We start from the raw sequence: 10,165 nt of genomic DNA on the forward strand, positions 1-10,165 counted from the left end.
TCTAGCGGGAGGACTCCAGCCGCTCGGCGAGCAACTGCTCGATGACGACGGCGACCCCGTCCTCGTTGTTGGCGACCGTCTGCCCGGAGGCCGCCGCGATCACATCCGGGTGCGCGTTGCCCATGGCGTACGACCGGCCCGCCCAGGTGAGCATCTCGACGTCGTTCGGCATGTCCCCGAACGCGACGACCTCCTCGTGGGAGATGCCGCGCTCGGCACAGCACAGGGCGAGCGTGCTGGCCTTCGAGACGTCGGGGCCGCTGATCTCCAGCAGGGCGCTGGGGCTGGAGCGGGTGACGTTGGCCCGGTCGCCGATGGCCAGCCGGGCGAGGGTGAGGAAGGCGTCGGGGTCGAGCGTGGGGTGGAAGGCGAGGATCTTGAGCACGGGCTCGTCGCCCCCGAGGGCGTCCGGTGCCAGCAGTTGTTCGGCCGGCGCGAGGGAGTCCGGGATCTCCATGTGCATCTTGGGATACTCCGGCTCCTGGTGGAAGCCGTAGGTCTGCTCGACGGCGTACATCGTTCCGGGGGCCGCCTCGCGCAGGAGACGTACCGCGTCCAGCGCGTTCTCCCTGGCCAGTTCGCGCACCTTCACGAACCGGTGGCTGCCGGGGCCGCCGTGCAGGTCGACCACGGCGGCGCCGTTCCCGCAGATGGCCAGGCCGTGTCCGTGGACATGATCGCTGACGACGTCCATCCAGCGAGCCGGGCGGCCGGTGACGAAGAAGACCTCGATGCCCGCCTCCTCGGCGGCTGCCAGGGCTGCGACGGTGCGCGGCGACACGGACTTGTCGTCGCGCAGCAGGGTGCCGTCGAGGTCGGTGGCGATCAGGCGCGGCGGGAGGGCGGCGGCCGGGGTCTCGGGCTGTCGAGTCGCTGAGGTCACCGCGCCATTCTCCCGTATACACCCGCACGGCCGTGCGGGTGTCCGCACAGATGAGACACGGGCGGCTGACCGGCGAGATCAGCGCAGCTGCGCCGGGGCCTCCATGGCGATCCACTCGAAGACCTTCTCGTCCGCCGCGAAGTCGGAGTCCGGGATCGGCCAGTGGATCACGAGCTCCGTGAAGCCGAGGTCCTGGTGACGGCCCGCGAAGTCGACGAAGGCGTCCAGCGACTCCAGCGGACGGCCACGTTCCGGGGTGAAACCGGTGAGCAGGATCTTGTCGAGGGTGTGGACTCCCCGTCCGAGGGCCACGCAGGCGTCCGTCAGCTTCTCGACCTGGCCGCGGATGGCCTGCACCGACTGCTCAGATGTGCCGTTCTCGTACAGCTTGGGGTCGCCGGTGGTCACCCAGGCCTGTCCGTGCCGGGCCGCGAGCCTCAGCCCGCGCGGGCCGGTCGCGGCGACGGCGAAGGGCAGCCGGGGCCGCTGGACACAGCCGGGGATGTTGCGCGCCTCGTGTGCCGCGTAGAAGTCGCCCTCGTAGGAGACCGAGCTCTCGGTGAGCAGCCGGTCGAGCAGGGGCACGAACTCCGCGAAGCGGTCGGCGCGCTCGCGCGGGGTCCATGGCTCCTGACCGAGGGCGGTGGCGTCGAAGCCGGTGCCGCCCGCGCCGATACCCAGGGTGAGGCGACCGCCGGAGATGTCGTCGAGGGAGATCAGTTCCTTGGCGAGGGTCACGGGGTGCCGGAAGTTCGGCGAGGTCACCAGCGTGCCGAGACGCAGACGGTCGGTGACGGAAGCGGCGGCGGTCAGGGTCGGGATGGCACCGAACCAGGGGCCGTCGCGAAAGCTGCGCCAGGACAGGTGGTCGTAGGTGTACGCGGTGTGGAAGCCGAGCTGCTCGGCGCGCGTCCATGCCGCACGGCCGCCCTCGTTCCAGCGACGGTACGGGAGGATCACGGTGCTCAGTCGCAGACTCATGTCATCGAGCGTATGTGGTCGACCGTGTTTCACGTGAAACCGTCACCGCGCGCGTCCGGCCAGCCACGGGCTGAGGCCGACCAGAATGAACTCCTTGTGCACGCGGTCGCCCGGCAGCGGCACCATCAAGCACTCGCTCGGCGGGAAGCGGCGGGACTTGACCCAGGCGTGGCCGTCGTAGAGCGAGCGGAGGAAGGCGGGGACGTCGTCGCGGGCCACGTCGGGACACTCCACGCCGTCGACCGTGATCAGCGCGTCGTCGTCGGGGTAGAGCCGCACGCTGACGTGTGGCCGGCCGCCCAGCTCGACGTATGCCTCGTGAGGCAGGGACCCGTCCGGGTCGGTGGTGACGCCGACGCCCGCGGTGGTGCGGCGGGAGGTCTGGTCGGCGCCGATGTCATGGGTGACCTCGATGGCGAGTCCGTATTCGGCGGCGATGGCGCGGAGCGCGATGACGGCGGCCTCGGTGGTGGGGAGGTGATCCATGACGGCGATCATGCCGAACAACGGCTCAGTGCGGGTCGGGAAAACGCAGGTATCCCGGCGGTACGGCCTTCGTCAGCCACACCCCGTTCGCGCTGACGTGGAAGACGTGCCCGTCGCGGTGCATGGCTTCCGCGTCCACGGAGAGGACCACCGGCCGGCCTCGGCGGGCACCGACCCTGGTCGCCGTCTCACGGTCGGCCGAGAGGTGCACGTCGTGCCGGTCCATGGGCCGCAGCCCTTCGGCTCGGATCGCGTCCAGGGAGCGTCCCACGGTCCCGTGGTAGAGGTACGGCGGCGGGGTCGCCGGGGGTAGACCGAGGTCCACCTCGATGCTGTGGCCCTGACTCGCGCGGATACGGGTGCCCTCGATCGCGAAGCGCTTCTTGTCGTTGGTGGCCACCACGTGGTCCAGCTCTTCCGGGGTGATGGGGAAGCCGTGGGCCGCGGCGGCCGCCATCAGTGTGTCGATCTCGACCCAGCCACCCTCGTCGAGGGTCAGGCCGATGCGCTCGGGCTGGTGGCGCAGATGCTTCGAGAGGTACTTCGACACCTTAACGGTGCGTCTTTCGTCCATCTGCCCAGCATGACGGGAGAGACACGGCTCACGCATTTCTTTTGCCGCCGATGTTTGTTCCACAAGCAACTGTAGTTATCCACAGACTAGTTGGCGTGTCTGTGGACAACGGCGCGCGGCGTTGGTGCAGTTGAGCAACAGCGGTGGGATACACGCACCTTGCAGAAATGTGGTTCAAGCTGCCGGGCGGGACCGCCGGTTGAGTGGACGGACAAGCAACCGCTGCCAACCGCCCTACAGGAGCGGTTTCATCCGCGCCAACCGCCTCAAGACACCTGGGACATAACGAGACAGGATGTACGCGGCACGAGCCTCCGGTGTCACCGCGACCACCGCCTCATTGCGGACCACTGCCCGGAGAACCGCGTCGGCGACCTTTTGCGGCGGGTAGTTGCGCATCCCGTACATACGTGTGGCGCGCTGTCGGCGGCGCTTCTCCTCGTCCGCGTCGACCCCGACGAACCTCGCGGTGGACGTGATGCCGGTGTTCACCAGACCGGGGCAGATCGCCGTAACACCGATGTCCTGTCCGGCCAGTTCGGCCCGGAGGCACTCGCTGAGCATCAGAACAGCCGCCTTGGAGGCGCCGTACGCCGGGAGTGCCCTGGTCGGCTGAAAGGCGGCTGCCGAGGCGATGTTGACGATGTGGCCGCCTTGGCCGCGCTCGGTCATCTGCCGGCCGAAGAGCCGGCACCCGTGGATGACGCCCCACAGGTTGACGTCCAGCACAGCGCGCCAGTCGGCGGTCGTCGTGTCGAAGAAGGAGCCCGACAGGCCGATACCGGCGTTGTTCACCAGCACGTCCACCACGCCGTGCTCTGCCAGGACTTGGGCCGCCAGTTTCTCCATCGCCTGCTCGTCGGAGACGTCCGCGGTCTCCGCCCAGGCCTCGGGCGCGCCGGCCAGACGGCACATCTCGGCGGTGCGCGCCGCGCTCTCCGCGTCCCGGTCGACCGCGATCACGCGCGCGCCGGCTTCCGCGAAGGAGAACGCCGTGGCCCGCCCGATGCCGCTGCCCGACCCGGTGACCAACACGAGCTGACCGCCGAAGCGTTCGGCGTACGGACCGGTCGTCCTGGACGGCGCACGACGCATCTCACCGTGGTCCGCGGCGGCCCCTTTTCCCTCCACCGACGAGACGAACTCCGCGATCCACGAGGCCAACTGATCGGGTCGGGTACGCGGCACCCAGTGCTTCGCCGCGATCGTCCGCCGCGTCAACTGCGGTACCCATCGCTCCAGTTCGTCGTACAGCCGCTGCGACAGGTAGGCGTCATCGAGAGGCGTGACGAGCTGCACGGGCGTGTGCGCGTGCGCGTCGGTGCGTGGGCGGCGCAGCCGGGCCCGCACGTTGTCGCGGTACAACCAGGCACCGTGGGCCGCGTCGTTGGGGAGGGAGAGCGTCGGGTAGTCGTCGTGGGGAACCTTCTCCAGTCGCCGCAGGAGGTTCGGCCAACGCTTGCCGAGGGGGCCGCGCCAGGCGAGTTCCGGCAGGGCGGGCGTGTGCAGCAGGTACACGTACCAGGACCTGGCGCCCTGGCCGAGGAGTTGGCCGACCCGGCGCGGACTCACCCCCCGCAGGCGCTCGTTGATCCAGTGACCGAAGTGGTCGAGGGAGGGGCCGGACAGGGACGTGAAGGAGGCGATCCTGCCCCGGGTGCGCCCGACCGTGACGAACTCCCAGCCCTGGACCGATCCCCAGTCGTGGCCCACCAGGTGCACCGGCCGGCCGGGGCTGACCGCGTCCGCGACCGCCAGGAAGTCGTCGGTCAGCTTCTCCAGGGTGAACCCGCCCCGCAGCGGCCGGGGGGCGGTGGAACGGCCGTGGCCGCGCACGTCGTAGAGCACCACGTGGAAGCGGTCGGCAAGCCGGGACGCGACCTCGGACCACACCTCCTTGCTGTCCGGGTAGCCGTGCACCAGGACGACCGTCGGCCGCCCGGGGTCTCCCAGTTCGACCACGCACAGGTCGACACCGCCGGTCCGCACCCGGCGCTCGCGCGCACGCTCCAGCATCGTCACTTCGCCTCCGCCCTTCCGTCCTCCGTCGCCTTCGCCGTCACCTCAGCGGTCGATTCCGTGGTCTCCTCCTCCCAGCACCGCACGTGCGGCAGGTCGTCGTCCAGCCAGAGGGCGTTTTTCCCGGCAGTCTCCGGAGTCCGTGACGACCAGGAGGTCCGCGAACCTCGCCCCGATGCCCCGATGCCCCGATGCCCCGATGCCCCGACGCCCCGGAGACCGAGGTGGGGTTCGCCGCCCGCAGGCCCGGCCGCGGAGGGTGGTCGGAGAAGGGGCGCCGGGTCCGCGTGGCTCGCGCTTTGTGACTCCGGCTCCGGCCGGGCCGCCACCGCCTCGGCGCAGTAGTCGGCGAGGCGCCTCGCAGGGCGGAAGCCGCGCGGGCCGGGGGAGAGTTCGCCGGTGTCTGCCCTCGCCATGCCACCTCGTCCCGGCCGGCCCGGCCTGACTGCGGTACGTGTCCGTAACTTGACCTCGCCGAATCTGGCACTTGTTAGAGAGAGCGTCAATAGGGCCGTCCGCCGAGCCCTCGATCACGTCCCGTAGCCCTCAAGCAGGGGATCCCCTACGGTCCCGTACATCTGAGGTCTGAGGCGAAGACGGCTCTGAGGTCTGACGATTTCCGTGGCGTGCGTCACTACCTTCGACGATGTGACTGTGATCGCGACCGAAAGCCTGAGCAAGCGGTTCCCCCGGGTGACCGCGCTCGACCGGCTGTCCGTGGACATCGGACCCGGTGTGACCGGACTCGTCGGTGCCAACGGCGCCGGCAAGTCCACCCTGATCAAGATCCTCCTGGGTCTCTCGCCCGCCACGGAGGGCAGCGCCGAGGTGCTCGGCCTCGACGTGGCCACCAAGGGTGCCGCCATCCGTGAGCGCGTCGGCTACATGCCGGAGCACGACTGCCTGCCGCCCGACGTCTCGGCCACCGAGTTCGTCGTGCACATGGCGCGGATGTCCGGCTTGCCGCCGACGGCCGCCCGCGAGCGCACCGCGGACACCTTGCGCCATGTCGGCCTGTACGAGGAGCGCTACCGCCCCATCGGCGGTTACTCGACCGGCATGAAGCAGCGCGTGAAGCTCGCCCAGGCCCTCGTCCACGACCCGCAGCTGGTCTTCCTGGACGAGCCGACCAACGGCCTCGACCCGGTCGGCCGCGACGAGATGCTGGGCCTGATCCGCCGCATCCACACCGACTTCGGCATCTCGGTCCTGGTCACGTCCCACCTGCTGGGCGAACTGGAGCGCACCTGCGACCACGTCGTGGTCATCGACGGAGGCAAGCTCCTGCGCTCCAGCTCCACCACCGACTTCACCCAGACCACCACCACCCTCGCGATCGAGGTCACCGACACCGACGAGCACCCCGACGGCACCCGCGCGGTGCGCGAGGCGCTCCACGCGCGCGGGGTGGACGTCCTCGACGCCGACGGCGGACTGCCGGGCGCCGGCCACATCCTGCTGCTGACCGCGCAGGGCGAGGAGACGTACGACCTCGTCCGGGACGTGGTCGCCGACCTCGGCCTCGGCCTGGTCCGCATGGAGCAGCGCCGGCACCACATCTCCGAAGTCTTCAGGGACAGCGACGAGCAGCGGAAGGAGGCCGTCGGCCATGGCGGTTGAGCACTCCGTCACCACCCCGTCGGGTGACCAGACCCGTATCCACAACATCGGCTACCGCAACTACGACGGCCCTCGCCTGGGCCGCTCCTACGCCCGCCGCTCCCTCTACTCGCAGTCCCTGCGCGGCGCCTACGGCCTCGGCCGCTCGGTGAAGTCCAAGGTGCTGCCCATGCTGCTGTTCGTGGTGATGTGCGTGCCCGCGGCCATCATGGTCGCCGTCGCGGTCGCCACGAAGGCCGGCAAGCTGCCCGTGGACTACACGGAGTACGCGCTCTTCATGCAGGCCGTCATCAGCCTGTACGTCGCCTCCCAGGCGCCCCAGTCCGTCTCCCGCGACCTGCGCTTCAAAACCGTGCCGTTGTACTTCTCACGGCCGATCGAGACCGCCGACTACGTACGCGCCAAGTTCGCCGCGCTCGCCTCGGCGCTGTTCCTCCTCACCGCCGCACCCCTGCTCGTGCTCTACGTGGGCGCCCTGCTGGCCAAGCTCGACTTCGCCGACCAGACCAAGGGGTTCGCCCAGGGACTGGTCTCCGTGACCCTGCTCTCCCTGCTCCTCGCCGGCCTCGGCCTGGTCATCGCCGCGGTCACCCCGCGCCGCGGATTCGGCATCGCGGCGGTCATCGCCGTCCTGACCATCTCCTACGGCGCGGTCTCCACGCTCCAGGCCATCGCCGACGCCCAGGGCAGCACCAGCGCGATCCCGTGGATAGGCCTCTTCTCACCGATCACGCTCATCGACGGGTTGCAGACGGCGTTCCTCGGCGCCACCTCCGCCTTCCCGGGCGGGGTCGGCCCGTCCCACGGCGAAGGCGTGGTCTACGTCCTCGTCGCCCTGGGCCTGATCGCCGCCAGCTACGGCCTCCTGATGCGCCGCTACCGGAAGGTGGGACTGTGACCACGCTCTCCCTCGACCACGTCTCCCGCTGGTTCGGCAACGTGGTCGCCGTCAACGACATCACCATGACCATCGGCCCCGGCGTCACCGGCCTGCTCGGCCCCAACGGTGCCGGGAAGTCCACCCTGATCAACATGATGGGCGGTTTCCTCGCCCCCTCCACCGGCACTGTCACCCTGGACGGACAGCAGGTGTGGCGGAACGAGCAGATCTACAAGCACATCGGCGTCGTCCCCGAGCGCGAGGCGATGTACGACTTCCTCACCGGCCGCGAGTTCGTCGTCGCCAACGCCGAGTTGCACGGCCTGGGCGCCAAGGCCGCCCAGAGGGCGCTGGCCACGGTCGAGATGGAGTACGCCCAGGACCGCAAGATCGCCACGTACTCCAAGGGCATGCGCCAGCGCGTGAAGATGGCGAGCGCCCTGGTCCACGACCCGTCCCTGCTGCTGCTCGACGAGCCCTTCAACGGCATGGACCCGCGCCAGCGCATGCAGCTCATGGACCTGCTGCGGCGCATGGGCGACGAGGGCCGCACGGTGCTCTTCTCGTCGCACATCCTCGAAGAGGTCGAGCAACTCGCCCGGCACATCGAGGTCGTCGTCGCCGGACGCCACGCGGCCAGCGGTGACTTCCGCAGGATCCGCCGCCTGATGACCGACCGCCCGCACCGCTACCTGGTGCGTTCCAGCGACGACCGCGCCCTCGCGGCCGCGCTGATCGCCGACCCGTCGACCTCCGGCATCGAGGTCGACCTCGCCGAGGGCGCGTTGCGCATCCAGGCCGTCGACTTCGGCCGCTTCACCGCGCTGCTGCCGAGGGTGGCGCGCGATCACGGCATCCGCCTGCTCACGGTCTCGCCGTCCGACGAGTCCCTCGAGTCCGTCTTCTCTTACCTGGTCGCGGCGTAGGAGGCCGAAGATGTACGACCCCACTGTCGCCCGGCTCACCTACCGGGCCCTGCTCGGCCGCCGACGGGCCCTCATCCTCGGCGCACTGCCGCTGCTGCTCATCGCCATCTCGGTGGTCGTGCGCGGCCTGACCGGCGCCGACGACCAGACGGCGTCCGACCTGCTGGGCGGGCTCGCGCTCGCCACCATGGTGCCGATCATCGGCGTCATCGCGGGCACGGGCGCGATCGGCCCGGAGATCGACGACGGCTCCGTGGTGTACCTGCTGTCCAAGCCGCTGAAGCGGCCCACGATCATCTTCACCAAGCTGATCGTGGCGATCGCGGTGACGATGGTGTTCTCGGCACTGCCGACGCTGATCGCGGGCTTCATCCTCAACGGCAACGGCCAGCAGATCGCCGTCGCCTACACGGTGGCCGCGCTGGTCTCCTCGATCGCCTACGCCGCACTGTTCCTGCTGCTGGGCACGGTGTCCCGGCACGCGGTGGTCTTCGGCCTCGTCTACGCCCTCGTCTGGGAGGCGCTGTTCGGCTCCCTGGTGCCGGGCGCGCGCACGCTCAGCGTCCAGCAGTGGTCGCTGGCCGTCGCCGACAAGGTCGCCGGCGGAGAGCTCATCTCCTCGGACGTCGGACTGACGACGGCGACGGTCCTGCTGGTCGCGGTGACGGTGCTGGCCACCTGGTACGCGGGACAGAAGCTGCGCACGCTGACGCTGGCGGGCGAGGAGTAGGCGTCTGCGGAAGGTTCTTGACGGGGGCTTCATCTCCGCCCGGGCACACTGGGCGAAGGGGATACGACCGGAAAACGGCTGGGAGGCCGGAGATGGCGGACGAGGCGGCGGGGTACGACGGCCGGGAGGACGAGGACGGCCACGGCCGGTCCGGGGACGGTCACGGTCACGGGCCGTCCGGGGGCGGTCACGCGGGGAGGGCCTCCGACGGGACCTGGGACGACCTCGTCCTCGATGAGGACTTCATACGGGCCGCCGAGACGTCCGAGCCGTCCGCCCGCGCCCGGATGCTGGCCGCCCGCTGGCGCGACGAGGAGCCCGAGCCGCAGCCGTGGCGCTCCGACGAACCGCCCGCGGGCTGGTTCTTCAGCAAGCGCCGACGGCGGTGGCGGCGCCGGTAGGTCCCGTACGGCTTCCTCGTGAGCCCACCGGATAAGGTCCGCTCCTCGTACGGGCGTTTTATTCGGTGGCGTCCAACTCGTGCGGCGGGCAGAGTGGTTGTGTCCGCAGCGCCGGTGAGGGTTCCGGCGGCAGGTACTGGGAGAGGAGCGGGACGATGTCCATGCACGGCAGTCCGTTCCGTTCCCGTCAGGGCAGCCCGCGGCGGGCTCCGGAGTAGTTACCCCTCCGTCGAGCTTGCCCCACACGGGGAGCTGCCCGGGGCGGCCGCTTCGAGCACGCGATGTCGCTCTCGCGTGAGGCCGCCCACCCGGAGGATTGGCCGAGTGGTAAGGCACCGGCTTGCTAAGCCGTGGTCGGGCTGGAAAGCCCGCGCACGTTCGATCCGTGCATCCTCCGCGGAACGTTGTCACTGGGACCGGACCCCTTCTTGGCCGGGGTGGGCCGAGAAGGGGCCCGAGGTGCGGCCGGGGTGCGGAGAGGGCGGGGCGGTCGTTCGGGTGGTGCGGGAGTGGTGCGGCCGGTCGCGCAGGTTCCCGCGCGTCCGATCACCTGCGGCGGTCGTTGCGCCCCGCAGCCCGCAGCCCGCAGCCCGCAGCCCGCAGCCCGCAGCCCGCAGCCCGCAGCCCGCAGCCCGCAGCCCGCAGCCCGCAGCCCGCAGCCCGCT

Annotated in this window: 10 protein-coding genes, 1 tRNA gene and 1 pseudogene; 6 read left to right on the plus strand and 6 right to left on the minus strand. The window is 70.4% G+C overall.

Features of this window, described 5'->3' with window-relative positions:
• Position 1 precedes the first annotated feature (1 nt).
• From ACIHAR_RS23305 to ACIHAR_RS23330, 6 genes and pseudogenes are all read right to left on the minus strand, one after another.
• Positions 2-883 (minus strand): Cof-type HAD-IIB family hydrolase, encoded by an 882-nt coding sequence (locus ACIHAR_RS23305; RefSeq protein ID WP_365467457.1) that lies wholly within the window; start codon positions 881-883, stop codon positions 2-4.
• Positions 884-961: 78 nt separating this feature from the next.
• A complete protein-coding gene (locus tag ACIHAR_RS23310; RefSeq protein WP_400021502.1) occupies positions 962-1,864 on the minus strand; it encodes an LLM class flavin-dependent oxidoreductase in 903 nt (300 codons plus the stop codon).
• 42 nt (positions 1,865-1,906) lie between these two features.
• Positions 1,907-2,350 carry a hypothetical protein gene (locus ACIHAR_RS23315; protein ID WP_400021504.1) on the minus strand — a complete coding sequence of 148 codons (444 nt, stop codon included), beginning with the start codon at positions 2,348-2,350 and terminating at the stop codon, positions 1,907-1,909.
• A 25-nt stretch (positions 2,351-2,375) separates the two neighbouring features.
• Entirely contained in the window at positions 2,376-2,924 is a 549-nt protein-coding gene (locus tag ACIHAR_RS23320; RefSeq protein WP_365467451.1) for an RNA 2'-phosphotransferase, read from the minus strand.
• 234 nt (positions 2,925-3,158) lie between these two features.
• On the minus strand, positions 3,159-4,940 hold the full coding sequence (locus tag ACIHAR_RS23325; RefSeq protein ID WP_400021545.1) for an SDR family oxidoreductase: 1,782 nt from the start codon (positions 4,938-4,940) through the stop codon (positions 3,159-3,161).
• Positions 4,941-4,942: 2 nt separating this feature from the next.
• Positions 4,943-5,214, minus strand: a pseudogene (locus ACIHAR_RS23330) (hypothetical protein); the annotation flags it as partial.
• 383 nt (positions 5,215-5,597) lie between these two features.
• Between ACIHAR_RS23330 and ACIHAR_RS23335 the strand changes: the two are divergent.
• The 6 genes from ACIHAR_RS23335 (at position 5,598) to ACIHAR_RS23360 (ending at position 9,897) form a co-directional block, all read left to right on the plus strand.
• Positions 5,598-6,563 (plus strand): ABC transporter ATP-binding protein, encoded by a 966-nt coding sequence (locus ACIHAR_RS23335; RefSeq protein WP_365467449.1) that lies wholly within the window; start codon positions 5,598-5,600, stop codon positions 6,561-6,563.
• Positions 6,553-7,461, plus strand: a complete 909-nt coding sequence (locus tag ACIHAR_RS23340; RefSeq protein ID WP_400021507.1) for an ABC transporter permease — start codon at positions 6,553-6,555, stop codon at positions 7,459-7,461. Before ACIHAR_RS23335 ends, ACIHAR_RS23340 begins: the two co-directional genes overlap by 11 nt.
• Positions 7,458-8,369 carry an ABC transporter ATP-binding protein gene (locus ACIHAR_RS23345; protein ID WP_365467445.1) on the plus strand — a complete coding sequence of 304 codons (912 nt, stop codon included), beginning with the start codon at positions 7,458-7,460 and terminating at the stop codon, positions 8,367-8,369. Before ACIHAR_RS23340 ends, ACIHAR_RS23345 begins: the two co-directional genes overlap by 4 nt.
• A 10-nt stretch (positions 8,370-8,379) precedes the next feature.
• The gene (locus ACIHAR_RS23350; protein ID WP_365467443.1) at positions 8,380-9,099 is read left to right on the plus strand and encodes an ABC transporter permease; all 720 of its coding nucleotides are present in this window, start codon (positions 8,380-8,382) and stop codon (positions 9,097-9,099) included.
• Positions 9,100-9,191: 92 nt separating this feature from the next.
• A complete protein-coding gene (locus tag ACIHAR_RS23355) occupies positions 9,192-9,500 on the plus strand; it encodes a hypothetical protein (protein WP_365467472.1) in 309 nt (102 codons plus the stop codon).
• A 310-nt stretch (positions 9,501-9,810) separates the two neighbouring features.
• Positions 9,811-9,897: transfer RNA gene (locus ACIHAR_RS23360), tRNA-Ser, on the plus strand.
• The last annotated feature ends 268 nt before the right edge of the window (positions 9,898-10,165 follow it).

It is taken from the genome of Streptomyces sp. NPDC052016 (assembly GCF_044548445.1).
Taxonomy (GTDB): domain Bacteria; phylum Actinomycetota; class Actinomycetes; order Streptomycetales; family Streptomycetaceae; genus Streptomyces.

Bases quoted from the DNA above. Each gene is read 5' to 3' on its own strand.
- ACIHAR_RS23310 (WP_400021502.1), bottom strand. From the start codon at position 1,864: ATGAGTCTGCGACTGAGCACCGTGATCCTCCCGTACCGTCGCTGGAAC.
- ACIHAR_RS23315 (WP_400021504.1), bottom strand. From the start codon at position 2,350: ATGGATCACCTCCCCACCACCGAGGCCGCCGTCATCGCGCTCCGCGCC.
- ACIHAR_RS23320 (WP_365467451.1), bottom strand. From the start codon at position 2,924: ATGGACGAAAGACGCACCGTTAAGGTGTCGAAGTACCTCTCGAAGCAT.
- ACIHAR_RS23325 (WP_400021545.1), bottom strand. From the start codon at position 4,940: ATGCTGGAGCGTGCGCGCGAGCGCCGGGTGCGGACCGGCGGTGTCGAC.
- ACIHAR_RS23340 (WP_400021507.1), top strand. From the start codon at position 6,553: ATGGCGGTTGAGCACTCCGTCACCACCCCGTCGGGTGACCAGACCCGT.
- ACIHAR_RS23350 (WP_365467443.1), top strand. From the start codon at position 8,380: ATGTACGACCCCACTGTCGCCCGGCTCACCTACCGGGCCCTGCTCGGC.
- ACIHAR_RS23355 (WP_365467472.1), top strand. From the start codon at position 9,192: ATGGCGGACGAGGCGGCGGGGTACGACGGCCGGGAGGACGAGGACGGC.